Raw genomic sequence first — 23,192 nt, forward strand, 5'->3', positions numbered from 1 at the left:
AGGCTATGAGTGCAGTGAATATTTCTGCAACGCTTGAGCACTCTATCGAGGTTAAGTCTCCGGTGTCAGTGCCGCAAACACGTAGATCGAGCCAGGCTTTGTGGTGGGTCGGGTTGTCGGCTGCGGTGTCATGGGGAGTTCTATCTGCAGTGACCTTGCTCTGGTCCAACGCAGAGGTCGGCTTTAGTGATTGGGCCTACACCACTGAGTTTGGATGTGCTGCCGCAGTTGTGGCGCTGGTTGCGTTACTGCAGGCGATGACCCCTTTGATTGGTATTCCCGTCACAAAGCGGGTTAAGGCACTGGGGCCTTGGTTGGTGGCGTTGGGCGCAGGTTTGACCGTGTGGGAAATTGTGACCGCCAAATTGGCCAGATTGCCAACGCCATTTTTTGCACCACCTCAAAGCCTGATCGAAGTTTTTACAACAGACGCAGCCAAGCTGCTGGACAGCACCGGTAACTCTTTGGTGCTGTTGTCTGCAGGAATTGTGTGCGGTGCGTGGACGGGCTTTCTGGTTGGGGTATGGATTGGTTGGTCGCGTCAGGCCAGCTACTGGATTCACCCTGTGCTGCGGGTTCTGGGACCCATCCCTACCACGGCTTTGCTTCCTGTCTCGTTTTTCTTCTTCCCATCCAGTTGGTCCACTGCGGTGTTTTTGATCGCTTTGGGAACAGGTTTCCCTGTGGCTGTGCTGACATGGTCTGGCATTGCCAGTGTGAACAAGAATTTTTATGACGTGGCACGAACCATGGGGGCATCGCAGTGGTTTTTGATCTTGCGTGTGGCTGTACCTGCTGCCTTGCCTCAGGTGTTTGTGGGCCTGTTCATGGGTTTGGGCGCGGCGTTCTCCACCTTGGTTGCAGCTGAGATGCTGGGAGTGAAGTCGGGCTTGGGTTGGTATCTGACCTGGGCGCAGGGCTGGGCAGCCTATCCCAACATGTATGGGGCGCTGATTGTGATGGCACTGCTGTTCTCGGGCCTAATCAGCTTGCTATTTTTGGTTCGTGACCGCGTGCTGCGCTGGCAAAAAGGAGTGGTGAAATGGTAGGGCGAGTTGCAGAAGTCACGCAGGCCGATGCATCCACGGTGCAAGCGGGCGCGCATGTGCAAATTGAGGCGGTTAACCACTGGTTTGGTGACGGCAGCAAGCGCTTGCAGGTGCTGGATGATTTTTCTTTAGATATCGCTCCTGGCGAGTTTGTGGCCCTCTTGGGCCCTAGCGGCTGTGGCAAATCGAGCCTGCTGCGTTTGGTGGCTGGCCTGGATACGCCTACGACGGGTGAGATACGTCACAACAGCCAGCGGATTGAAGATCCAGATCCTTCACGCTTGCTGGTGTTTCAAGATCCCACGCTGTTCCCCTGGCGCACTGTGCGTGACAACGTATTGCTAGGTCTGCAGGCCAGAGGTTTGCAGAAGACCCATGCCGCACGGGTTGATCAGGCTTTGTCTTTGGTGGGGTTGCAAGATTTTGCGCAGGCTTTCCCGCATCAATTGTCTGGCGGTATGGCGCAGCGTGCGGCTTTGGCACGGGCCTTGGTCAATGATCCTGAGTTGTTGATACTCGATGAACCGCTGGGCAAGCTGGACTCCTTGACGAGACTCGGTATGCAGACGGAAATTGTGCAGCTGTGGCAGCGCAAAGGCTTCTCTGCGCTGCTGGTAACCCATGATGTGGAAGAGGCGCTATTTCTTGCGCAGCGCATCGTGGTGCTTTCAGATCGACCGGCACGGGTCAAAGCCGTTTTGCACAACGATCTGCCATATCCGCGCCACCGCAGCCATCCAAAACTGACGGAGCTGCGTCACGAAGCCCTCAAGCTGCTGGGTCTGGATGCAAGTTGGTAGCTTGAGAAGTTGGTAATGGCGAGCAGAGCTTGAATAGGTTGGTATGACGGATGATGGAGTCAAGACCCTTTTATGGGTCTTGCACCAGGCCCAACTCGGCCTGGCGGCTTTCCTGGAAATATTGGGGGTCAGCTCTTGGCCTTTTAGCCATAGGTTGGCGGCAGAGCAGCTGCTTTTCGATCGCGGCCAGGCTGCGCGCCTGGTGTGGGCTGCGCTGGTCATCGCTGCATTGCTGCTGATTTTGGCTGTGGCACTGTGGTGGCGAAAGAGGCCACGCAGGCTGCTGGGGCTCGGAGCTTTGGCGATCTTGATCGCTCTGTTCACGCCATGGCCTATATGGCGTTTGCTGTTGACGCCCACCGTCCCCACCGCGTTTCACGTCAGCGCCGTGCCTTTTACCGCCAGTGCAGTGATGCAGGGGCAGCAGCTTTATCAAGCACATTGCCTGCGTTGCCATGGCGCGTTGGGTGACGGAGATGGAGTGGATGCCGAGAGGCAAGTGATATGGCCACCTACTTTGAATCGATCCATCTTGTGGCGACGATTTGAGGGTGAGCTGTTCTGGAGTGTTCGCCATGGCATGACAGATAGGCATGGCGCCGCAACCATGCCTGCTGCCGATGCGCTAATGACGGATGAGCAGATCTGGAAGGTCCTGGGCTTTATTCGTGCGCAAGCGGCGGGGCAGTCTCTTAAGCGTGAAGGCGTTTGGGAGTTTCCTGTGGCTTTGCCAGATGAGGCTGTGAGATGTGCAGGGCGTGGCCCAAGCAGTCAACGCTTGGATGCCTTGCGCGGGCAGACCGTGCGCTTGGTCTTTGCCGGGGACACCACGGTCAGAGAAGACCCGCGGATGGTGACTGTGTCGGTGGGTGAGACGCAAGGCATAGATTGCACAAGCGATAGTGCAGAGATGCGCCGCGCTTTGAGCGTCTTGCTGGGGGCGGAGGATGGCAAGTTGGGCGGGTATCAGATTCTGGTGGATAGACAGGGCTGGCTGCGCGCGCAATCCAAGCCTGGTAGTTCCGGCTGGAGTGAAGATGATCTGGTGTGCCGCACGGCGGATGCCCCCCAAATCAGCAAGCCTGCTAGTGCGGCTGATGGCTTGCAGGCCCTGATACGCCGTATGGATGCCGAGCCCGTGCGCACGGTGGTTGCGGGCTTCTCTCACTGAGTTGTTTCTGAGGCTTTACATGCGAAAAGCGGATGTGAAAACTCGTTTTTCTTCGTTGGTTGATTCAGGCGTTCGACCTATGGTGGAGGTCAATGATCAACTCACAAGGAATACACATGAGCGCTCAGTTCATCGGCATGATTCAGCCCCATGAAGTATCGGAAATCATTGCCAGACGCGGTCCTGCCATAGATCCCGCTTATGTTCGTGCATTTGCTCAGGCCCACGAGTACGCGGGTTTTGACCGTATTCTGGTGCCAGCCAGCGGCAGCAGTCCAGATACGTTGCTGACGGTCAACTATGCCGCAGCTGCCACAAAAAATATTAACTTTCTGCTGGCACATCGCCCAGGCTTTGTCGCACCTACGTTGGCGGCTCGCCAGTTGGCGACTCTGGATCACTACACCGGTGGTCGGGTTGCGGTGCACATCATCTCGGGCGGCTCCGATGAAGACCAGCAGCGCGATGGCGACTTCTTGAGTCATGACGAGCGCTATGCGCGAACCGATGAGTACCTAGGTTTGCTGTGCCGTGTTTGGGGCGAAGACAAGCCGTTTGATCACGAAGGGCGCTACTACCGCGCCAAGGCTGTGTGGTCTGAAGTCAAGCCCTTGCAGCAACCTCATATTCCGATCTATTTTGGCGGAGCTTCAGCACCTGCGCTGGAGGTTGCAGGTCGCCATGCCAATCTCTATGCATTGTGGGGCGAGTCTTTGGCTCAGGCGAGTGATCTGGTGCAGCGTGTAAGAGCCGCTGCAGCGCTTAACAAGCGTGAGATCGATTTCAGCATTTCGTTCCGACCTATTCTGGGTGCGACGGAAGCCCAAGCCTGGGATCGTGCACAGCATATTCTTGAAACTACAAGGCACTTGCGTTCCGAGCAAAGCTATGCCCGCGGTGGCCCACAGCAAAGCGAGGGTGCGCGTCGTTTGTTGGCCGATGCCGCCAACGGCGACCGCGTGGATGAGCGCCTATGGACGGCGATTGCCCGCGAAACAGGTGGGCGCTCCAACACCACATCGCTGGTGGGCACGGCCGAGCAAGTGGCCGATGCGCTGATCAAGTACTACGACTTGGGTATTCACACCTTCTTGATTCGAGGCTTTGATCCTTTGCCAGATACCTTGGCCTATGGGCGTGAGCTGCTGCCTCTGGTGAAGGACAAGCTTGCAAGCCGCAAACGGGTGAGCGTTGCGGTTCCCCATTCATCGCCAGTCTTGCAAGCCCTGGCGGCTTGAAACTCTTTTTGAAAAATCGGATTGTCCATGTCAACTGTTATTGCCTTGTCCGAGCCAGTGGTCAGTCAGCGACTGGAGATTAACGCCCGCCCCCGTCGACAAGACTGGTTTGAAGAGCCTGCGCCGCAGCGCAGCATCCTGCAAGAACGTCAATATCGTCGTGAGCAACTTGCGATTGCTTTTCGATTGTTCGCACGCCACGGCTTGCATATAGGCCTGGCCGGACATATTACGGCCCGTGACCCTGAGTGGAGTGACCATTTCTGGGTCAATCCATTAGGCATCAACTTCTCGCAAATTCGTGTTTCGGATCTATTGCTAGTCAACTCTGCCGGAGAAATTGTGGTGGGCAAAGGGCCGCTGAATCGTGCAGCGTTTGCGATTCATGCAGCCCTGCATGAGGCGCGTCCCAATATCGTGGCTGCGGCGCACACCCATTCCACCTATGGCAAGGCATGGTCCACCTTGGGGCGCCTGCTAGACCCGTTGACGCAGGATTCATGCGCGTTCTACCAGGATCATGCGCTGTTTGACGATTACTCCGGGGTGGTGCTTGAGACCGATGAGGGCGAACGCATCGCCAAGGTGCTAGGACAGCGCAAGGCGGTGATTCTCAAGAATCACGGTATCTTGACAGCGGGCCCATCGATCGAAGCTGCGGCTTGGTGGTATATCGCACTAGAGAATGTTTGCCACACACAGTTGCTTGCAGAAGCAGCAGGCACACCGCAACCCATACCGCACGAGATTGCTGCATTGACGCATTCGCAAATTGGTGGCCCTGGTGGTGCTCATCACACCTTCCGCGATTTGGCTGCCGTTATTGTGCGTGAGCAGCCGGAGGTGCTGCAATGAACGCGCCATTGAAATTGCCGGAGCTGGTGCGCACTCTGTCAGCTGATTTTGCGCAGCGTGCGGCCGCGCATGATAGGGATGCGAGCTTTCCTTTTGAGAATTTCTCGGATCTGCATCAAGCGGGCTTGCTGACCTTGGCCGCACCCATCTCGCTTGGTGGGCAGGGGGCCACATTGGCGCAGCTCAGTGATGTGATTGGAGTGATTGGCAAGGGCGATCCTGCTACGGCACTGGTGCTGATCATGCAGTTCACTCAGCACCGCAGTTTGGGGCGCGCGGGTAATCGCTGGCCCGAAGCTTTGGCACAAAAAGTAGTGCGTGAGGCCGCTGAGAAAGGGGCGTTGATCAACGCCTTGCGTGTGGAGCCTGAGTTGGGGTCTCCTGCGCGTGGAGGTCTGCCTGCGACCATTGCACGCCAAACGTCGCAGGGGTGGCGAGTCTCGGGGCGCAAGCTGTACTCAACAGGTGCGCCGATTCTGAGCTGGTATGCACTATGGGTGCGTACCGATGAGGCCGAGCCTAGAGTCGGCTATTTGCTGGTTCCTGCGGGGCTGGCCGGTACACGTATTGAAGAGACCTGGGACCACCTGGGCTTGCGCGCCAGTGGTAGTCATGATGTCGTGTTTGAAGATGTGCTGGTGCCTTTCGAGAATGCAGTGGATTTGCGTCTTCCGGCCGAATGGCTTGGTGCAGATCCCCAGGCGCAGGCAGAGATTTCCGTGCTGATCTCTGCGCTTTATACGGGGGTGGCCGAGGCCGCACGTGATTGGTTGCTGGGTTTCTTGCATGCCCGCAAGCCGTCTTCCTTAGGAGCTTCTTTGGCGACCTTGCCGCGTGCCCAAGAAGTCGTTGGCCGTATAGAAGGTCTGTTACTGACAAATCAGCGCTTGATCGCTGGACTGGCCAGAGGCCTGGACGATGGTGTATTTCCATCCGCGAGCGAGGCAGGGCTGATCAAGAGCGTGACTACCAATAATGCAGTGCGGGCGGTAGAGCTGGCCCAGTCGCTGACCAGCAACCATGGGCTGACACGGCATAACCCCTTGGAGCGCCATTGGCGTGATGTGCTGTGCGGTCGTATCCACACGCCTCAAGACGATAGCGTGTGGATTACCGCGGGGCGCAAGGCCCTGGGGATCTGATCATGGGCGCAATGACAGACGCACCCGCCTTGGCGCCTTCGCTGCGCCAGCTCACCGTGCTTAATCAGTTGGGTCGTGCGGTTTTGTCCGCATCCACCGGTGTGCAGGTTCTGGATGCGGGCCAAGATTTGGCCTGGGAGCGTTGTCACGAGGCCGATGTGTTGCTGACGGCTCCACGTAATGGCTGGCGCGATGCCCCTGAAGAAAAGCCGGCAGGCTGGCCCGGGCGCCTGCGCTGGGTGCATCTGGCTTCGGTTGGCATCGATTATTTTCCCGCTTGGTTGTTTGAGGGTGTTCAAGTCAGTTGTGCACGTGGTGTGGCGGCTGACCCTATTGCCGACTACGTGCTTTCTGTACTGCTGGAGCAGTCTTTGGCGTTGAATGCGCGCCGTGCGAAAAACGCTGCGGATTGGGAACGGGAATCGACTTCGGTGATCTCCCAACCCATGGGGCTGCTTGCAGGGCAAACACTGGGTATCGTGGGTTACGGTGCCATAGGCAAGGCGGTAGCCCAACGTGCAAAAGCATTTGGGATGACGGTGCAGGCTTTGCGCAATGGAAAAGGATCTGCGCAGTTGGCTGAGGATGGAACATCCTTTGCCAAAGACCTGTCTCAATTGCTCGCTAGCAGTGACCATGCGGTGTTGGCTTTGCCGTTAACAGCGGCGAGCAGGGGATTGATCAATGCCGATGCATTGGCGTATTGCAAGCCGGGCCTGCATCTGATCAATGTGGCTCGTGGGGGCTTGGTTGACCAAGATGCACTCAAAGTTGCGCTGGATTCAGGTCTGCTCGGCGCAGCCAGCCTGGATGTGACCGAGCCTGAACCTCTGCCAGAAGGCCATTGGCTCTACAGCCACGAGAAGGTCAGGCTCACCCCGCATATTTCTTGGGCCGCAGGCGATGTGCAGGCTGCTACCCGGGACAAGTTTGCCGAGAATCTTCAGCGTTATCGGCGCTCCCAAGCTCTATTTGATGTGGTGGATCTAAGCAAAGGCTACTGAGTTATCTCACCATTTTTCGCATAAGCATCTGCGAATTACTCGCTTCACCTGAAGCAACTTGACTGCTGCAATGGTTCTTGTATTTCAGACATCACAAGGACGGTTATGCAAAGAAGACAATTCCATCAAGTGCTGGGCGCTGTTTTTGCGGGTTCCAGCTTGTTGGGCGCTTCCAGCGTGGGTGCGCAAGGCAATCGCGTGCAACTGCGCGCAGGCGATCAAAAAGGTGGGTTGAAAGCCTTGCTGGATGCGGCAGGTGAGACCAAGGATCTGCCCTATGACATCAAGTGGAGTGAGTTCCCGGCAGCCGCACCTTTGGCAGAGGCGTTAAATGCCCGGGCCATTGATTTCGGCATTATTGGCGATGCACCCTTGTTGTTTAGTCTGGCGGCGGGCAGCGCTGCCAGGGCATTTGCCGCACAGCGCTCTGATGCCTATGGCACCGCCATTTTGGTGCGCCCAGATTCAGCATTCAAATCCGTCAACGACCTTAAGGGCAAAAGCATTGCCACGAATCGTGGCTCGATCGGACATTTTGTGGCGCTCAAAGCCTTGGATGCTGCAGGGCTGCCACTGGACTCCGTGCAGTTCAAATTCATTCCGCCGGCCGATGCCAAGCTGGCGCTGACACAAGGCTCGGTGGATGCGTGGGCAACTTGGGAGCCATATACCGCTTTGGCGGAAACTAGCCAGCATGCACGCGTACTGGTGAATGGACGAGGGTTGTGGAGTGGCCTGAGCTTTTTGGCGGCAACCGATGTAGCTCTGAAAGAAAAGCGTGAAGCCCTGCAGGACTTCAAACAGCGTGTCGCCAGAGCACAAATCTGGTCTTACAAAAATGCAGATGCTTATGGACAATCGCTGGCCAAAATCATTGGCATTCCCGTAGCTGCAGCAACTTTGCAATTTGAGCGCAGAGCCATGCGTTGGCAAGATATTGATGCCGCAGTCATTGCTGACCAGCAGCGCACCGCAGATTTCTATGTGAAAGCACGGTTACTTAAGCAAAAGCTGGAGGTTGAGACGACCTTTGATCAAAGCTTTAGGCTCCTTTGACTCGGGCGGTATTCATCAAAAATTTTGATGTCCGAAGCTGGATCGCACAGCCTTCATGGAAGGTCACTACGGACTTCCAGCTTTTATCGAAGGGTACTGCCAGCTACGTAAAGAAACCTGCCATTGAGAAGCTCCCCGCCATATAGCTCGGATGACCTCTATATGGCGGTTTGCGAAAATTTGTGATGTGAGTGTGAGCAGCCGTAATCGCTGACGGATTCAACCGGTCGTTGCAACACACTCACCACCGCATAGGCGGCAGGAGTGTTGCAAATGAAGCAGTGACCCAGAATCTACTATTCAGATAGCCAGAAAGCTCTGATGTGGGCGCGCTGGAAGCAAGGCTGGGCGTTGCAGGAGATCGGCAAGCTCTTTGAGCGCGCTCACTCTTCGATCGCTAGGGTATGGATAGTAAATTTTTTGCAAGCACCGCAGTCACGACCACGCAGCCTGTCAGTGACCCCACGGCCAGGGCCACGATTAAAGAGCCAGAGGGTGACACTACCGCTGCCGTGTGCAATATCTCATTGTTCCGTGTCATGCCGGTCACCCACGCAAAGACTGCACCTATTAGTAAGCAAGCTCCAGCGGTCACGATCTCCAACCGGTGAGATTCGGAACCGCTTTTAAGCGATATTGCTGCGGTGACGAACATGCTCAATGCGGTTCTAGTCCACGCCAAGGACGTGCGCTCCGGTTGCAGCCCGGCATCTCTCATAGACGCCTCGTCAGGACGGCTGCCACTGCAAGTGCTGCAAACATGAATCCGATGGCGATCCATGAGATGAACATGGGCGAGGGCAACGGGCGATCATTGCGCATTGCTATTTCGTTGTCTTTCCAGCGCAGAAAGGCTAGCACGCACATTGCTGCAGCGGCTGCGCTTGCAAAGACTGCAAGATACGAAACATAGAAGTGTCCAGGAAATCGCGCAGACACCTGGTCCAGTAGCACGGATCCAGCCAAAAGTGCCATGGCGGTTCGAATCCACGCCAGGAACGTGCGCTCGTTGGCTAGCGAGAACCGGTAGTCAGGCTCTTTGCCTTGATGCTGCCATGAAGGGCGATGCATATTCGATCGATTGAGGTTTGGTCCGGTATCCATCAGAAGGCCGAAGACCCATGTTGTTGGATGAAAAGAGGGGGCAGCGCAAAGCATCTGACCGGCCTTTCGTGCATGGGTCGTGCCAGATAGGCCTGATCTCACAGCGCCGCCGATAGCCGGTCGCTAGCGAGGTTGAACGCCGACTTCGCTGATTTTTTTGCCCCAGATTTCATAGTCAGTACGTATTCGATCACGTAGCTGCAAGGCGGTTGATGACTGCGATTGCATACCCATCCCCTGAAGCTTTGCAGCAACCTCCGGTTGATTGACGGCTTTTTGCAGAGATCCTTCCAGCCGCTTCAGGATGGGGGCGGGCAGGTTCTTGGGTGCCACGAGTCCGTACCAGGAGTTCAGGCCGAATGGGATGCCCAGCTCTTTGAATGTCGGTGCCTCAGGAAACATGGGGGAGCGCTGCGGCGATGTGACAGCCAATATCCGGACTGTGCCTGCTTTGGCTTGTGTAGAAGCCAAGCCCCAGCCGCCAAAAGTGGCGGCGATCTCTCCGCCCAGCATTCCCATTAATGCTTCGTTGGACCCCTTGTAAGGGACATGCTGAATGTCCAAGCCAGCGGATTTTTTCATCACTTCACCGCTAATGTGGCCTGCGCTGCCTTCACCCCACGATCCGAAGCTCAGTTTGCCGGGAGTTGCTTTGGCGCGAGCCGCCAGGTCCGCGTAGGAGCGAATGGGCGATTTCGCCGAAACCATCAGTGCATTTCCAGAAACGGAGATGAGGCCGATCGCGGCGATGTCGGTCAGTGGATCGAATAGCTTCTTGACAATCAGATGAGGAGACAAAGCCAGCACCGTCTGGTACACGATGCCGATCGTGTAGCCGTCAGGTTTGGCTGCAGAAACCGAGGCCACGCCGATCAATCCGCCGGCTCCAACCTTGTTGTCGACAACAATGGGCTGCCCCAGATCTGCCGTCATGTACTGGGCAACAAGGCGGGCCAGAATGTCGGGCTCACCTCCCGCAGTAGCCGGAACAATGAGGCGAATGGGGCGTGTGGGATAGTTTGCATCGTCTTGTGCGGTTGCTGCTAACGAGATGCAGCACAGCGATGCCATGGCGCTCAATCGCAAGAAGTATTTTTTCATGATGATTTCCTGTGGGCGCAACGGCTAGCGATTCGCGTCTTGCCAGATTAGATCGGCAGCCTTTTCACCAATGGCGATCGATGCCGCATTGGTGTTGGATGAAGGCATGGTTGGCATGACGGAAGAGTCCACCACACGCAAAGCAGCTGTTCCGCGCACTCGCAAAGCAGAGTCAACCACTGCATTTCGATCGGAGTCCGGTCCCATCTTGCAAGTGCCGATGGGATGCCAGGAGGTTTGTCCGCAGGTGCGTATGTATTGCAGCAGAGCATCTTCCGACTGCACATCAATGCCCGGGCGAGTCTCGCGCTTGACGAAGCCTGCCAGCGACGGCTGCTCCACCACTTTCCGGGCCAGGCGCAGCGCCGAGAGCATGACCTCCACATCTTCCGCGGCCTCCAAATAGCACGGATCCATCGCGGGATCATCCAGGGCCGAGAGCGTCTTGGCATGGATCCAGCCGCGCGAGGCAGGTCTCAACTGGAACAGGCCAATGCCAAACCCCGGAAACAAATCCGCCCCTGCCCCCTTGGTGCGAGAGTACCGGTCTGCTCCGCTCAAATGGTGCATCTGGATCTTCACCATGGGACGGCTTTGCTCCGGGGCCGTACGTGCCAATGCATGGGCCGTGGCCGATGGAGACGTCATCATGCCGCGACGGGTGAGCAGGTATTGGGCGCCCATCAACGCTTGGCGCCAGGGGCTTGAAATGACTTCATTGAGGGTGACGCGCTGGCTGGCCTCAAAAGTGATGCGAGCTTGCAGATGGTCGATCAGGTTCTCTCCGACGCCTGGGGAGTGGGCGACAACGGGTACTCCCAGATCCTGGAGACGCTCGGCCTGCCCAACACCCGATAGCTCCAGCAACTGAGGTGATTTGATGGGACCTGCGGACAAAATGATCTCCGAGCGCGCACGAGCCTCCCGGCGTTGGCCGCGCTGCAGATATTCCACACCTACGGCACGCTGCCCCTCGAACAGAATGCGCAAAGCTTGTGATTCCGTGCGCAGCTCAAGTCCTGCAGGGATATCCGAGTCAAGATAGCCGCGTGCAGTGCTGCAGCGTTGACCGGCACGTGTGCTCAGCTGAAGGAAAGAAACCCCTTCATACGCACGTCCGTTGTAGTCTGGCGTTCGGGGAATTCCAGCCTGCTCGCAAGCCTTCACAAAAGCTGCTCCAAGAGGGTGCGGATCATCCGCCAGGTTCGTGATGCTGATCGGGCCGTCACGTCCTCTTAAAGCGGAGTCCCCGAAGCGGTAAGACTCTAGCCGCTGGAAATAGGGGAGCAAATCGTCGTAGCCCCAGCCAGCGTTGCCTAATTCGCGCCAATGGTCGAACTCGCGTGGCTCACCTCGTACGAAGATCATGCCGTTGACCGAGCTTGAGCCGCCAGGCATACGACCCCGGGGCCAGTAAATCGATTGGCCGTCCAGACGATGCTGCGGCTCGGTATGGAAAGGCCAGACGTATTTCGGATTCGTCAAAAGCTTGCCGATTCCCAGGGGCACACGTACCCAGAAGTCGTTGTGGCGCGGCGCACCGGCCTCAAGCAGCAGGACCTTGGTGTCCGGGCGTTCGGCCAGGCGACGCGCTACTGCGGCACCCGCAGAACCCGCCCCGATAACGATGTAGTCGAAGGATTCAGACTCAGCCATCACGCCACCTCGGCATTCAGCAGCTGTTGCATGGCCCGTGCTTCGAGGCCCATGCGTTCGAATTGATAGTCTGGCATTTCTGCCTGCTCGAATCCTTCTGTGGCCTGGCTGGGTGCCGGCTCCACGATCAGTTCAACAAAGACCGGTCCTTGAAGGCTCTGTATTTCCGGGAAGCGTGCCTCCCAGGTGGCCTCATCCTTGATGACGTACGCATGGAGGTATCCCGCATTGCGTGCGGCTTGTGCAAAATTGAAGCCTTGGGCTGGCGCGTCAAGATTGGCGAGGCCGGTGAATTGGGTGCCGTTCTTGATCACCAGGTGCAGCAGGTTGCTCGGAGCAGCCTGGGCAACCGTGACCAGGCTGCTTAGTTCCATCAACAGGCTGGCATCGCCGTCCACGACGATCACCTTGCGCTGCGGCCGTGCCAGCGCCAATCCCAGACCCAGTCCTGCCGCACCTCCCATGAGTGGCACGGAGCTGAGTCTGGCCTCCTTGGGAGCACGGTCGACATGGCTTGAATCGGCCTCCAAAAGATCAAAGGCCCGCATGGCACCCATGGTCGCAATCACCAGGGAATTCTTGCTACGCTGCGCGGCAATGACACCGCAGGCTTGTTGCACGTTCATCATTTTTTATTTATCTCCAGGATATTGGGGCGCCGACTAGCACAACCGAAGCGGTTCGCTGTTGATGTGCGATCTCGTAGGCCTTCTCGATCCGATCCACATCGGCATCGGAGTCCAGGCAGTTCCAGGGAATTTCCAGAGCATCGAGCACGGGCTCCATGATGCGGACCATCGTGCGGCGCGACTGCTTGGGGTCCTGGCCGATATTGCTGAACTCGCGCCCAAACTGCCCGACCAGGAACACCAAGGGAATCTGGGCATCCATGCACACAGCACGCAATGTGTTGATGCAGTTGTAGAGTCCCTGGTTCTGCATGACCAACAGGGGTTTGCGGCCGGCAATGGTCAGTCCCGCAGCAGTGGTGACGCATTGGTTTTCGTTGCAGGCATTGAGAACGCGGATGCTCGATGCTTTTTGCAAGTGGGAGTGCAGTGATAATTGCACCCAGTCAGGTACGGTGACAACGTGATCAACGCCTGCGCGCTCTAATGCGCTAACGGCCGTTGAGGCTGTGATAGAAGGAAATGTTGAGGCCACGGGATGCCTGTCACTGAGTTGAAGGTCTGCGCAGTATGCGAACGGGGCCTGTCTCAGTCAGTCTGTCCTCCGACACAGTGATTGAGGGTTTGTTCGTAATGCAGGAAACAACGGTTCGCATCAAGAAGGCCCTCGCCAACGTATCGTGGTTGAGCGCCTGTGGCGAAGCCACTCTTCAGCACCTCGCTGCGCACGCAACGCTGGAGCAGGTCGCCGATGGAACCACCGTGACATGGCGCGGCCGCCAGATGACGCACCTGTTGATTCCTGCGCAAGGAGTGCTGGAGCTGAGCATCACCAACTCGCAAGGCAAGCGTCACGTCATTAACCGGCAGGAACCCGGGCAGGTCTTCGGTTTGATTCCGGTGCTTGAGGATTCCGAGGCGATCCATGACGCCGTGGCACGCGGAGCATGCGAGATCGTGCGCGTGCCGCAAGCGCAGCTATGGCAGGTAATGCGCGCCCATCCTGAGTTGAACGACCAGATCATTCGGCTGCTATGTGCCAGGGCCCGTGATACATACCAGGCCTTGGCGGCACAGACGCTTACGGCGCTGCCCAATCGTCTGGCCCGTGTGCTGCTTTCCCAGGTTCGAGGCACCGGCCCTCACACTCTCGTCATGACCCAAGCCGATTTGGCTGACATGCTGGGAATCACCCGGCAGAGTCTCAATGTGGAACTCAAGCGCCTGGAGCGTCAGGGACTGGTCGATATCGGTCGCGGTCGCATCGACATAACAAACCAAGCACAGCTCGCTCGACTGGCCGCCGATCCAGAGTGAAGGCCGGTTGCGGCCTATGGTTTGCCCGCAAGCTATTTGTCGGATCGCCGACTGACTCATTGAGCAGGTGTGATGAGACTGCTCCCCATCGCAAGCAATTCTCTCGCTTGAGTAGCCAGAAACTCTCTGGCTTGGCGAGATCAGCTTCGAAAGGAGAGCATCTTGGCAATGATTCGACGCCGCACCTTGATCGCCACGGCATTGGCAGTACAGGCGATCCCTCGCATGGCTTGGTCCCAATCCAGCTTTATCAGCCGTCCTTTGAAAATCATTGTTCCCCTGCAGGCGGGGGGCTCGGCTGACATCAGCACACGCCTGATCGCAAACAGTTTGCAGCATCGGCTCAGGCAGCCTGTCATTGTGGACAACAAGCCCGGTGGCAGCTTTGTCATCGGCATGCAGGCACTGGCCATGACGCCTCCCGATGGGCACACGCTGATCTCCATCAATACGGGCATGATGGCTGCACAGGTCACCATGAAGCGCTATGACATGCTGAAGTCTTTGGCGCTAGTCACCCAATACAGCAAGACGCCAACACTTTTTGTCGTTCCTGCGCAATCACGGTTTAGAACCTTCTCTGAACTGATTGCATTTGCCAAAAAGAACCCAGGCAAGCTGAACTTCGGCTCCGTTGGCACCGGCGGATTGGAGCATCTGTGGGTCACGATGCTCGGCAGATCCATGGGGGTGGAGTTCACCCACATTCCGTTCAAGGGGATGCCAGATGCGATTACCGCTCTCGCGCAGGGCGCCCTGGACTTTGTACCTTGCGTGATGTCTTCCGCCCTGCCTTTTGTGCAAAAAGGTACGTTGCGAGCTTTGTGCGTCTTGTCTGATGAGCGGACCCCATTCCTGCCAGATTTGCCTACCATGAGGGAGCAGGGGGGCAGTGTGCCGCCTATGGAGTTCTGGAGCGGTGTGGCCGCTCCTCAAGGGACTCCCTTGGCCGTCTTAGAGCAACTCCGGCAAGAAATCGTGAACGTGATGGCGGAGCCGGACATGAAGCTGCGTATGGATGAAAGAGGTGCAACTATTGTCACGAGCGCAAATGCCGGTGCATTTTCAACGTTGATAAAAGCCGAGCAGTCCTGGATGAGTAAAGTGGCACAAGAAGCCGGCATTCGTGTCGAATAAATTGAGCGCCGATGCGATTGCATGGAAGAATATTCCTGCCCGTAGTGGCGGCTCACAACGCTGGAATGTATGAACAGACAAGCAAGATAGTCCCGCTAACGTAGTGGTAGCCCACAGTCACAAGCAGCCGATCGAGAGAACTTTCTGAGTGTCTGCTTCTGGCCGCTAGCATGAGTCCACGAATGAATCAGGAAGCGGACACCTCGACAGGCGAACTTCGCCAAAGAAGTCAGCTGTCCGCGAGGTCCACGAACCGGTGCCTTCGCTGCACAGCAGACATTGCCGGTGGCAGCTAGAACGACAGCAACGGGTCGTCTCCCGCCCTTCCAGTCGCTGTAAGTGCTTCGCCGCAAGAGCTATGGCGCGTTAATCATCGTCGCTGTGGCGCGAGTTGACGGCACCGCTGTACGGCGGGAGGGGGCGCATCGACTTTGGCAGCCCACGATCTACGAGCCTGGCGTGAAGCCTCAGCGAGGGCATCCGCTGCTCTGCTTGTGACGGCATTCAGCTGGTTGACACCGGCGCCCTGTGCTGGCTTGCCTGCAGGCCTGTCTTTGCAGGGGGCCATCCAATCTCTCCGAAGCCGTTCTCGAGATCCGCTTGCATGCGGCGTTGCCCGCAGACAGGCAGGCGCTTGCAGGCCTGCCGCCGCCCGGCGCTGCGCAGGCCCGACTCCGTGGCGGCAAACACAGGCAAAATGAGGCGCGCTAGGGCCAGTGTGCGGTGCTGTCTCGCAAGATCGCACCCCTGCATGCCTGCATCGAAGAAATGTGACCGGCTCGCTCAAATACAGCAACGACATGAAACTATTTCGCAAGCCTGCTTTTGATCACAGCAACGTCGTTTCCCGTGCCCCCTATGCAATGCTGTTGGTAGGGGGGATTATTGCGCTGTCGATGACAGTGATCTGTACCATCGTCCTCTATCAGAGTCGGCTGGATGCAATGGAGCATGCGATAGAGACATCGCGCAATGTTGCCCTTCTTGCTGAAAACGATGTGGTTCGGAATTTCGAGCTCTATGCACTGTCGTTGCAAGCCGTGGTCGATGGGCTCAACGATTCCGAAGTGATGGCCGCCTCGCCGCATGTGCGTAATGCGGCCTTGTTCGACAAGGCTGCGACCGCGACCTATCTGGGGTCCATCCTGGTTCTTGACGCGGACGGGAAAATTGCCCTTAATGCAGGGGCCGAGAATTCGGGGAATGGGCAATACTCGGATCATGACTTTTTCAAGGTGCACAAAGAGAGCCCAAGCATCGGGCTCTACGTGGGCGACCCTTATTCATCCACGCTGCATGGCGGCTCCCTGAGCATTCCTCTGAGTCGTCGGATTTCCCATGCGGACGGCTCTTTCGCCGGCATTGTGCTGATAGATGTTCAGCTGGAGTACTTTCAGAAACTGTTTTCTGCGCTTTCGCTAGGTAAACACGGATCGCTGGCCTTGATAAGGAAAGATGGAGCCATGATGATGCGGCAGCCCTTCGATGCAAAGGTCATCGGGCGCAATATCCGCAATGCAAGCACGTTCCAGCAGTTCATGTCGGCACCCGAAGGAAGCTTTTCGGATACCTCGTACCTTGATGGTGCCCAACGGGCGTATTACTTTAAGAATCTGCCCAGCTTGCCATTCATCATCATGGTGGCCAAGGCGCATTCCGATATTTACGCGGTCTGGCGACAGAGAGCCTTGCTGATTACCTCTGTCATGGGGACGCTCACGATGGCTTTCATTGGCCTGTCCTTCGCTTTCGGAGTGCAGCTCAAACGTCGCATGCGCGCAGAGTCCGAACTGGCGCTGCTGGCGCGTACCGATGGCCTGACCGGCCTGAACAACCGCCGCAAGCTCGACGAGATCATCGAGTACGAGTGGCACAGGGCCAAAAGAAGTCACAGCGCCTTCTCGCTGCTGTTCGTGGATATCGACTGGTTCAAGGCCTATAACGACACCTACGGGCATCAGGCCGGGGATGCTGTTCTGGCGACCGTGGCGAAATGCATTGGCGAGAATATCCGGCGCCCAGAAGACAGCGCGGCACGTTATGGCGGTGAGGAATTTATCGTGGTGTTGCCGGACACATCTCTGGATGGAGGAGCGCTCATTGCCGAGAATATTCGTGTGGCGATCGCTCAGCTTGCCATTGCGCACACAGGAAGTGAATTCGGGAGCATCACGGTCAGCATCGGTTGTGCAGCCTGGGTGCCGGCAAGAGATCTGGATATGCCGACGATTTTGCGTGCGGCTGACAAAGCGCTGTACAGCGCCAAGATGACGGGCCGTAACAAGGTCGCTTTGTCAAGCGCGTATCCAGCATAGTGCTGCGCAAACCCTTGCCCGGCTCGCTGGCGTGGCGCAAGGGGGCTGGGGTCTGGGGTCTTCCGGACTTGCCTTGCGTTGAAGCGTGCACCCCGGTTCTCGGCCAACGGCGTGTGCCCGGCAAAGAAAACTCTATGCAAAACTGATAGCTTCAAGCGCTTGATTTCAATAGATATCAGCATTGAAAGTATCTGAATTCCCTTGCTGTATTGCGCTGGCAGCTTTCATTTTGATAGTGGCTATCTCGGACCGTTGCTCGGGAGCATGCCTTGCTCAGGCGCATGCCTTGCTCGCGCGCAGTGCCGCAATATCTGCTCTGGCGTAGCCCAGGGATGCGAGCACGGCATCGGTGTGCTGACCGATCCTGGTTCCCGGTGTGGGGCTGCGCGCTGGGGTGCGTGAAAAGCGTGGGGCAGGTGAGGGCTGGCGCTGGGTGCTGCCGTCCACTTCCAGATCGATGAACAGATTGCGCTGGGCGTTGTGCGGATGCGCGGGTGCCTCGGCCAGACTCAGTACCGGGGCAAAGCAGGCATCGCTGCCTTCCAGCGCTTCGCACCACTGTGCCTGCGTCTTCCTGCGCACGATTTCGGCCACGCGGGCCTTGACTTCGGGCCAGTCGGAGTTGTGGTACTGGCGCTTGGGATCGACATCGGTCAGGCCCAGCTTTTGCAGCTGCAAGGCATAGAACTGCGGCTCGATGGCGCCCAGGGTGATGTGCTTGCCATCTGCGCACTCGAACACTTCGTAGAAGGGTGAAGTGCTGAGAAAGTGATTCTGCGCGGGATCGTCCTTCCAGTAGCCCATGCCGCTGCGCATCTGGTGCATCAGGCCGCTCATGGCCGCCACGCCGTCGATCATGGCTGCATCCACCACCTGCCCCCTGCCGGATTGACGTGCCTCGTGCATGGCGCACATGAGGCCGAACAGCAAGAACATGGCACCGCCCGCCATATCGCCCACGATGGTGGGCGGCAGTACGGGAGCCTGGCCGGGGCGCATGGAGGTGGACATCACGCCCGTCAGCGCCACATAGTTGATGTCATGGCCTGCGGCCTGGGACAGGGGGCCGGTCTGGCCCCAGCCGGTGACGCGGCCAAAGACCAGGCGGGGCGCGCGGCGGGCGACTTCCTCGGGGCTGAAGCCCAGGCGCTCCATCACGCCGGGTCTGAAACCCTCGATGAGCGCGTCGGCAGACTCGATCAGCTTCCAGGCGGCGGCGCGTCCGCCCTCGGACTTGAGGTCCAGCGCGATGGACTTCTTGCCCCGGTTCTGCGCCATGCGCGGGTAGCGGGATGCCGCTGCATGGTCTGTGCTGCGCTCGATGAGAATCACTTCGGCACCCATATCGGCCAGCATCATGCCGGCAAAAGGGGCAGGGCCTATGCCTGCAAATTCGATGATACGCATTCCGCTCAAAGGCCCCGGGCTCTGGCCTTGGGAAGGGTGCTCTGTACTCAAGTCGGTCTCCTGTTTTTGTCTGCGACTTTTCTATCTTGTGGATCCCGCCGGTTTTGACTCCGTCCATTTGGAGTATGTCCGGGGGCAAGCCAGGCCAACACTGGACATTTCATAAAAAAAGGAGAGCAAGACATGTCATCAACTCCGATGCGGCGCGCACGGCCACGGGTATGGGGCTGTGCGCGTACGGGGCTGCCAAGGCGGCAGCTATCGGTTTCATCCGCAATCTCTCGGGCGAGGTCGGACCGCACGGCGTGACGGCCAACGCTGTGTCGCTGGGCACCATGAACAACAGGGAAGGCTCGGAGAGGATTGCCAAGAAGGGCACTTCCGTGGGGCGGGCCGGATCGCCCCAGGATGTGGGCGCGGCCGCGAGCTATCTGGCATCGACCGAGGCTGAGTGGGTCAACGGCCAGGTGCTGCCGGTCAACGGCGGCGGTCTGGTGGCCTGAGTTCAACGGCCCGCCCTGCAGCCTTGCGGTGGCTCGAGCCGGGAGGGCCCTTGGTCATTAATGAGACTGAAGAACTGTCGAGCGGGAGAGCGTCAATCCCAAGCGACGGCCATTCTGGCGGCACCAACTGCTTTGCCGCTCTGAGCCGTAAACCATGCGCCGGCAAGTTCGGTTCCGACGGGTTCTTCTCATAGTCTGCCCCTAGTCCGAATCAGGTAGGTTTGGGCAAAAGCCGTATGGCAATCTGAATAAGCACTCGATAACAACCTGGTGATGTGAGGAAAGCAGATGGAGGCATTGATCTTCGACCATGTCCGTACCCCCCGAGGCAAGGGCAAGCCGGATGGAGCATTGCATGAGGTGACGCCGGTGTGGTTGGCAGCGCAGCCGCTGGTGGCGCTGCGTGAGCGCAATCGGCTCGATACGGCGGTGGTGGACGACGTGGTCATGGGCTGCGTGGTGCCAGTGGGCGAGCAGGGGGGCAATGTGGGCCGCATGGCGGTGCTGCAGGCCGACTATGCACAGAGCGTGGCTGGCGTGCAGCTCAATCGCTACTGCGGCTCGGGCCTGGAGGCGGTGAGCTTTGCTGCGGCCAAGGTAATGGCCGGTCAGGCCGATATGACCATTGGTGCCGGCGTGGAGATGATGTCCCGAGTGCCCATGGGCTCCGATGGCGGCGCCTGGGCGCAGGACCCGCAACTGGCCAGCAAGACCTATTTCGTGATGCAGGGCATCTCGGCCGATCTGCTGGCATCGCTGCGCGGCCACAGCCGCCATGATCTGGATGCGTACTCGGCCGAAAGCCATCGTCGTGCGGCCACGGCCTGGGCGCAGGGGCACTTCGACAAATCGGTGGTGCCCGTCAAGGATTTCCTGGGCATGACGCTGCTGGAAAAGGACGAGACCATTCGAGCCGAGACCACAGCGCAGTCCCTGGCCGCGCTCAAGCCCGCGTTTACCGAGATGGGCCAGAAGTACGGCTACGACAGCGTGGCGCTGCAGCGCTATCCGCAGCTCGAACAAATTCACCATCACCACCATGCAGGCAACAGCTCGGGCATTGTCGACGGTGCGGCTGCCGTGCTGATCGGCACGGCCGAGGCCGGTGCCAGGCAGGGCATGAAGCCCAGGGCCCGCATCCGCGCCTTTGCCAGCATAGGCTCCGAGCCAACCCTGATGCTGGACGGCCCGGCCCATGCCGCGCACAAGGCTTTGGCTCGGGCACGCATGCAGGCTTCGGACATCGATCTGTGGGAGCTCAACGAGGCCTTTGCCACGGTGGTGCTGACCATGATGGAGGAGCTGAACATTCCCCATGAGCGCATGAACGTCAACGGCGGAGCGATTGCCATGGGCCACCCGCTGGGGGCGACGGGCGCCATGATTCTGGGCACGGTGCTGGACGAGCTGGAGCGCACCGGCAAGCGCACGGCGCTGATCAGCCTGTGCGTGGCGGCGGGCATGGGCTCGGCCATGATCATCGAGCGCGTGTGAGTGAGGGAGCACAAGTCATGACAACGGAAATCATTCGCTACGCCGTAGATGAGGACGGCATTGCCACGCTGACGCTGGACTACCCCGGCAAGACCATGAATGTGATCGACCAGGCCTTCATGGACAGCCTGGAGGCCTGTATCGCACGCATGCAAGGCGACGGCAGGGTGCGCGGCGGCATCATCACCTCGGGCAAGGACAGCTTTGTCGCGGGGGCCGACCTGATGGGCATGGAGGCCAACATCGACGCCATGGCAGACATGCCCATCGAGGAGCTGTTCGCCTCCTGCGCATCGCTGTCCAGGCTGCTGCGCAAGCTGGAGACCCAGGGCAAGCCGCTGGTGGCGGCCATCAACGGCATGGCATTGGGCGGCGGCTATGAAATCTGCCTGGCCTGCCACCACCGCATTGCAGCCGATGCACCCACGGTCATGGTCGGTCTGCCCGAGGCGCAGGTGGGCTTGCTGCCCGGCGCCGGCGGCACCCAGCGCCTGCCGCGCATGATCGGCATTCTGGCTGCCATGCCCTTTCTGATGGAAGGCAAGCAGCTGCAGGCCGTGAAGGCCAGGGAAGCCGGTCTGGTGGACGAAGTGGTGGCTCCCGAGCAGTTGCTCGGCGCTGCCAAGGCCTGGCTGCTGGCCAGGCCCACGGCGGTGCAGCCCTGGGATGTGAAAGGCTTTCGCATCCCGGGAGGCGGCCCGCTGGATGCGCGCGTGACCCCGGCTTTCGTGGTGGGCAACACCCTGCTGCAGGCCAAGACCTTTCACAATATGCCGGCGCCGCTGTGCATTCAAAGCTGCATCTACGAAGGCTGCCAGCTGCCCATCGACAAGGGCCTGCGCATCGAGAGCAAGTACATGGCCACGCTGTCGCGCAGTCCCGTGGCGCGCGGCATGATTCGCACGCTCTTCGTGAACAAGACCAAGGCCGAGAAGGGCATGCACCGCCCCGCAGGTTTTGAGCCTTTCCAATGCCGCAAGCTGGGTTTGATAGGCGCAGGCATGATGGGGGCGGGCATTGCCCTGGTGGCAGCGCAGCGCGGTATCGAAGTAGTGTTGATCGACAGGGATCAGGCGGCTGCCGAGAAAGGCAAGCAGTACTCCGAAAAAGTGCTGACCAAGCAGGTGGACAAGGGCCGTCAGACGCGTGAGAAGGCCGACGCCATTCTGGCGCGCATCATGCCCGGCACCGATTACGAGCTGCTGCGCGATGCCGATATGGTGGTCGAAGCCGTGTTCGAAGACCGCGCCATCAAGGCCGAAGTGACCCGTAAGCTGGACGCCGTGCTGCCGCCCGGCTGCGTGCTGGCCAGCAACACCTCGGCCCTGCCCATCAGCCTGCTGGCGCAGGCGAGCGATAGGCCCGATCGCTTCATCGGTCTGCATTTCTTTTCGCCGGCCGACAAGATGCCGCTGGTGGAAGTCATTCGCGGCAAGCAGACATCGGATGCCACGCTGGCGCAGGCACTGGACTTCGTGGCTCAGCTCAAGAAGACGCCTATTGTCGTCAACGACAGGCGCGGCTTTTTCACCAGCCGCTTCATCGGCGCGTTTGTGGATGACGCCATCGGCATGGTGGCCGAAGGCATTGCCCCTGCATTGATAGAGAACTGTGCAAAGCATGCGGGCATGCCCGTGGGGCCGCTGGCGATTACCGACGAGCTGTCGATTGATCTGTCCAGGCATGCGGGCGAATCCCAGGCCAAGGAGTTCCCAGGGGAGTACAGGCCCGGTCGCTCCGTGCCGGTGATCGGCAAGCTGTTCGAGCTGGGCCGCCTGGGCCGCAAGGTGGGCAAGGGCTTCTATGACTACGATGAAAGCGGCAAGCGCATCTGGCCGGGCCTGGCCGGGCATTACCCGCTAAAAGACCTGCAGCCCAGCGCCCACGACCTCAAGCAGCGCATTCTCTATGTGCAGGCCGTCGAAGGAGCGCGTGCCATGGAAGAGGGCGTGCTGCTGGCTCCGGCCGACGGCGACATCGGCTCGATTCTGGGCGTGGGCTTTCCGGCCTACACAGGCGGCCCGTTCTGCTTTATCGACGGCATTGGAGTGGCGCAGTTCGTGGCTGAGGCCGATCGCCTGGCAGATCTGTTCGGCGAGCAACTGCGCCCACCGCAGCTGCTGCGCGATATGGCGGCCAGGGGGCAGACCTTCTACGGCAAAACTGCCAGGCCCTGAGCACAGCCCAAAGGGTGGGCGGGCGCGCTCACCCGCT

General features: G+C 58.8%; 21 protein-coding genes and 1 pseudogene. 15 read left to right on the forward strand and 7 right to left on the reverse strand.

Features of this window, described 5'->3' with window-relative positions:
• The first annotated feature begins 5 nt into the window (after nt 1-5).
• The 9 genes and pseudogenes from P353_RS24575 (at nt 6) to P353_RS24610 (ending at nt 8,315) form a co-directional block, all read left to right on the forward strand.
• Nucleotides 6-1,049 carry an ABC transporter permease gene (locus P353_RS24575; RefSeq protein WP_034375582.1) on the forward strand — a complete coding sequence of 348 codons (1,044 nt, stop codon included), beginning with the start codon at nt 6-8 and terminating at the stop codon, nt 1,047-1,049.
• Entirely contained in the window at nt 1,043-1,849 is an 807-nt protein-coding gene (locus tag P353_RS24580) for an ABC transporter ATP-binding protein (RefSeq protein WP_052085011.1), read from the forward strand. Before P353_RS24575 ends, P353_RS24580 begins: the two co-directional genes overlap by 7 nt.
• A gap of 412 nt (nt 1,850-2,261) precedes the next feature.
• A pseudogene (locus tag P353_RS30385) lies at nt 2,262-2,507 on the forward strand (c-type cytochrome); the annotation flags it as partial.
• Between the two features lie 120 nt (nt 2,508-2,627).
• Nucleotides 2,628-3,020: a hypothetical protein gene (locus P353_RS30090; RefSeq protein WP_232776883.1), complete on the forward strand. Its 393-nt coding sequence runs from the start codon at nt 2,628-2,630 to the stop codon at nt 3,018-3,020.
• A gap of 116 nt (nt 3,021-3,136) precedes the next feature.
• A complete protein-coding gene (locus tag P353_RS24590) occupies nt 3,137-4,258 on the forward strand; it encodes an LLM class flavin-dependent oxidoreductase (protein ID WP_034375585.1) in 1,122 nt (373 codons plus the stop codon).
• A gap of 27 nt (nt 4,259-4,285) precedes the next feature.
• On the forward strand, nt 4,286-5,113 hold the full coding sequence (locus P353_RS24595; RefSeq protein WP_034375586.1) for a class II aldolase/adducin family protein: 828 nt from the start codon (nt 4,286-4,288) through the stop codon (nt 5,111-5,113).
• Complete coding sequence (locus tag P353_RS24600; protein WP_034375588.1) at nt 5,110-6,255, forward strand: acyl-CoA dehydrogenase family protein; 1,146 nt, start codon at nt 5,110-5,112, stop codon at nt 6,253-6,255. Before P353_RS24595 ends, P353_RS24600 begins: the two co-directional genes overlap by 4 nt.
• Nucleotides 6,256-6,257: 2 nt before the next feature.
• Nucleotides 6,258-7,259: a D-isomer specific 2-hydroxyacid dehydrogenase family protein gene (locus tag P353_RS24605; protein ID WP_232776885.1), complete on the forward strand. Its 1,002-nt coding sequence runs from the start codon at nt 6,258-6,260 to the stop codon at nt 7,257-7,259.
• A 105-nt stretch (nt 7,260-7,364) separates the two neighbouring features.
• Nucleotides 7,365-8,315 (forward strand): ABC transporter substrate-binding protein, encoded by a 951-nt coding sequence (locus P353_RS24610; RefSeq protein ID WP_034375590.1) that lies wholly within the window; start codon nt 7,365-7,367, stop codon nt 8,313-8,315.
• 397 nt (nt 8,316-8,712) lie between these two features.
• Here the strand turns inward: P353_RS24610 and P353_RS30390 are convergent, their stop codons facing one another.
• The 6 genes from P353_RS30390 to P353_RS24635 all read right to left on the reverse strand — a co-directional run bounded on the left by P353_RS30390 (nt 8,713) and on the right by P353_RS24635 (nt 13,340).
• Nucleotides 8,713-9,096: a DUF202 domain-containing protein gene (locus P353_RS30390; protein ID WP_366926753.1), complete on the reverse strand. Its 384-nt coding sequence runs from the start codon at nt 9,094-9,096 to the stop codon at nt 8,713-8,715.
• Nucleotides 9,030-9,386, reverse strand: coding sequence for a YidH family protein (locus P353_RS24615; protein ID WP_034375591.1), 357 nt, complete (start codon nt 9,384-9,386; stop codon nt 9,030-9,032). Before P353_RS24615 ends, P353_RS30390 begins: the two co-directional genes overlap by 67 nt.
• 156 nt (nt 9,387-9,542) lie before the next feature.
• Nucleotides 9,543-10,520, reverse strand: a complete 978-nt coding sequence (locus P353_RS24620) for a Bug family tripartite tricarboxylate transporter substrate binding protein (RefSeq protein WP_034375593.1) — start codon at nt 10,518-10,520, stop codon at nt 9,543-9,545.
• 24 nt (nt 10,521-10,544) lie between these two features.
• Nucleotides 10,545-12,176, reverse strand: a complete 1,632-nt coding sequence (locus P353_RS24625) for a GMC family oxidoreductase (protein WP_034375595.1) — start codon at nt 12,174-12,176, stop codon at nt 10,545-10,547.
• Nucleotides 12,176-12,805 (reverse strand): thiamine pyrophosphate-dependent enzyme, encoded by a 630-nt coding sequence (locus tag P353_RS24630; protein ID WP_034375598.1) that lies wholly within the window; start codon nt 12,803-12,805, stop codon nt 12,176-12,178. The genes P353_RS24625 and P353_RS24630 overlap by 1 nt, the downstream gene beginning before the upstream one ends.
• Nucleotides 12,806-12,812: 7 nt before the next feature.
• A complete protein-coding gene (locus tag P353_RS24635) occupies nt 12,813-13,340 on the reverse strand; it encodes a thiamine pyrophosphate-binding protein (RefSeq protein WP_034375600.1) in 528 nt (175 codons plus the stop codon).
• A gap of 98 nt (nt 13,341-13,438) precedes the next feature.
• On the opposite strand from P353_RS24635, the gene P353_RS24640 reads away from it, so the two are divergent.
• From P353_RS24640 to P353_RS24655, 3 genes are all read left to right on the forward strand, one after another.
• Nucleotides 13,439-14,122, forward strand: coding sequence for a Crp/Fnr family transcriptional regulator (locus P353_RS24640; protein WP_198529148.1), 684 nt, complete (start codon nt 13,439-13,441; stop codon nt 14,120-14,122).
• Between the two features lie 168 nt (nt 14,123-14,290).
• The gene (locus P353_RS24645) at nt 14,291-15,259 is read left to right on the forward strand and encodes a Bug family tripartite tricarboxylate transporter substrate binding protein (protein WP_052085012.1); all 969 of its coding nucleotides are present in this window, start codon (nt 14,291-14,293) and stop codon (nt 15,257-15,259) included.
• 863 nt (nt 15,260-16,122) lie between these two features.
• Nucleotides 16,123-17,574, forward strand: coding sequence for a sensor domain-containing diguanylate cyclase (locus P353_RS24655; protein WP_113707758.1), 1,452 nt, complete (start codon nt 16,123-16,125; stop codon nt 17,572-17,574).
• Between the two features lie 273 nt (nt 17,575-17,847).
• On the opposite strand, the gene P353_RS24660 is transcribed toward P353_RS24655, so the two are convergent.
• The gene (locus tag P353_RS24660; protein WP_034375605.1) at nt 17,848-18,981 is read right to left on the reverse strand and encodes a CaiB/BaiF CoA transferase family protein; all 1,134 of its coding nucleotides are present in this window, start codon (nt 18,979-18,981) and stop codon (nt 17,848-17,850) included.
• Nucleotides 18,982-19,106: 125 nt separating this feature from the next.
• On the opposite strand from P353_RS24660, the gene P353_RS24665 reads away from it, so the two are divergent.
• The 3 genes from P353_RS24665 (at nt 19,107) to P353_RS24675 (ending at nt 23,155) form a co-directional block, all read left to right on the forward strand.
• Entirely contained in the window at nt 19,107-19,484 is a 378-nt protein-coding gene (locus P353_RS24665) for an SDR family oxidoreductase (protein WP_269799979.1), read from the forward strand.
• 288 nt (nt 19,485-19,772) lie between these two features.
• On the forward strand, nt 19,773-20,978 hold the full coding sequence (locus tag P353_RS24670) for an acetyl-CoA C-acetyltransferase (RefSeq protein WP_034375606.1): 1,206 nt from the start codon (nt 19,773-19,775) through the stop codon (nt 20,976-20,978).
• Between the two features lie 17 nt (nt 20,979-20,995).
• Nucleotides 20,996-23,155 (forward strand): 3-hydroxyacyl-CoA dehydrogenase NAD-binding domain-containing protein, encoded by a 2,160-nt coding sequence (locus P353_RS24675; RefSeq protein ID WP_034375608.1) that lies wholly within the window; start codon nt 20,996-20,998, stop codon nt 23,153-23,155.
• The last annotated feature ends 37 nt before the right edge of the window (nt 23,156-23,192 follow it).

It is taken from the genome of Comamonas testosteroni (assembly GCF_000761245.1).
GTDB classification, from domain to species: Bacteria; Pseudomonadota; Gammaproteobacteria; order Burkholderiales; family Burkholderiaceae_C; genus Comamonas; species Comamonas testosteroni_C.

Coding starts and splice junctions, on each gene's coding strand:
- P353_RS24575 (WP_034375582.1), top strand. CDS start 6: ATGAGTGCAGTGAATATTTCTGCAACGCTTGAGCACTCTATCGAGGTT.
- P353_RS24580 (WP_052085011.1), top strand. CDS start 1,043: ATGGTAGGGCGAGTTGCAGAAGTCACGCAGGCCGATGCATCCACGGTG.
- P353_RS24590 (WP_034375585.1), top strand. CDS start 3,137: ATGAGCGCTCAGTTCATCGGCATGATTCAGCCCCATGAAGTATCGGAA.
- P353_RS24595 (WP_034375586.1), top strand. CDS start 4,286: ATGTCAACTGTTATTGCCTTGTCCGAGCCAGTGGTCAGTCAGCGACTG.
- P353_RS24600 (WP_034375588.1), top strand. CDS start 5,110: ATGAACGCGCCATTGAAATTGCCGGAGCTGGTGCGCACTCTGTCAGCT.
- P353_RS24605 (WP_232776885.1), top strand. CDS start 6,258: ATGGGCGCAATGACAGACGCACCCGCCTTGGCGCCTTCGCTGCGCCAG.
- P353_RS24610 (WP_034375590.1), top strand. CDS start 7,365: ATGCAAAGAAGACAATTCCATCAAGTGCTGGGCGCTGTTTTTGCGGGT.
- P353_RS30390 (WP_366926753.1), bottom strand. CDS start 9,096: ATGGATCGCCATCGGATTCATGTTTGCAGCACTTGCAGTGGCAGCCGT.
- P353_RS24615 (WP_034375591.1), bottom strand. CDS start 9,386: ATGCATCGCCCTTCATGGCAGCATCAAGGCAAAGAGCCTGACTACCGG.
- P353_RS24620 (WP_034375593.1), bottom strand. CDS start 10,520: ATGAAAAAATACTTCTTGCGATTGAGCGCCATGGCATCGCTGTGCTGC.
- P353_RS24625 (WP_034375595.1), bottom strand. CDS start 12,176: ATGGCTGAGTCTGAATCCTTCGACTACATCGTTATCGGGGCGGGTTCT.
- P353_RS24630 (WP_034375598.1), bottom strand. CDS start 12,805: ATGATGAACGTGCAACAAGCCTGCGGTGTCATTGCCGCGCAGCGTAGC.
- P353_RS24640 (WP_198529148.1), top strand. CDS start 13,439: ATGCAGGAAACAACGGTTCGCATCAAGAAGGCCCTCGCCAACGTATCG.
- P353_RS24645 (WP_052085012.1), top strand. CDS start 14,291: ATGATTCGACGCCGCACCTTGATCGCCACGGCATTGGCAGTACAGGCG.
- P353_RS24655 (WP_113707758.1), top strand. CDS start 16,123: ATGCTGTTGGTAGGGGGGATTATTGCGCTGTCGATGACAGTGATCTGT.
- P353_RS24660 (WP_034375605.1), bottom strand. CDS start 18,981: ATGCGTATCATCGAATTTGCAGGCATAGGCCCTGCCCCTTTTGCCGGC.
- P353_RS24665 (WP_269799979.1), top strand. CDS start 19,107: ATGTCCGGGGGCAAGCCAGGCCAACACTGGACATTTCATAAAAAAAGG.
- P353_RS24670 (WP_034375606.1), top strand. CDS start 19,773: ATGGAGGCATTGATCTTCGACCATGTCCGTACCCCCCGAGGCAAGGGC.
- P353_RS24675 (WP_034375608.1), top strand. CDS start 20,996: ATGACAACGGAAATCATTCGCTACGCCGTAGATGAGGACGGCATTGCC.